At 62.2% G+C, this 651-nt stretch carries 1 protein-coding gene; it reads left to right on the forward strand.

What is annotated here, in order from left to right:
- On the forward strand, positions 1-558 hold a 558-nt coding region (locus PCA20602_RS25485), incomplete at its 5' end, for an electron transfer flavoprotein subunit beta/FixA family protein (RefSeq protein WP_150723569.1).
- Positions 559-651 lie beyond the last annotated feature (93 nt).

Here is a 651-nt window from a genome sequence, read left to right on the forward strand (position 1 = left end):
GTGGCCCAGTCGCAGGAGACGCTGCGCACGGCGCTGGCGATCGGCGCGGATCGCGCGATCCTGATCGAGTCGGACGAAGAATTGCAGCCGCTGGCCGTGGCCAAGCTGCTTAAGGCCATCGTCGAGAAGGAGCAGCCGCAACTGGTGATCCTGGGCAAGCAGGCGATCGACGACGATTCCAATCAAACGGGTCAGATGCTCGCGGCGCTCACGAAGCTGCCGCAGGCGACGTTCGCCTCGAAGGTGACCGTCGCAGATAACCGTGCACAAGTCACGCGCGAAGTGGACGGCGGTCTGGAGACGGTGTCGCTGTCGCTGCCGGCGGTGATCACGACGGACCTGCGCCTGAACGAGCCGCGTTACGTGACGCTGCCCAACATCATGAAGGCGAAGAAGAAGCCGCTGGAGACGGTCAAGCCGGCGGATCTGGGCGTTGACGTGAGCCCGCGCCTGAAGACGCTGAAGGTTGCCGAGCCGCCCAAGCGCAGCGCTGGGGTGAAGGTGGCGGACGTGGCAACGCTCGTCGAAAAACTCAAGACCGAAGCCAAGGTCATCTAAGGGAGACGACGAGATGAGCAATCTGGCGAAAGTTTTGGTTGTGGCAGAACACGACAATCAATCAATCAAATCGGCCACGCTGAACACGGTAGC

The sequence above is a fragment of the Pandoraea capi genome, from assembly GCF_902459735.1.
In the GTDB taxonomy this organism is placed as follows: Bacteria; Pseudomonadota; Gammaproteobacteria; order Burkholderiales; family Burkholderiaceae; genus Pandoraea; species Pandoraea capi.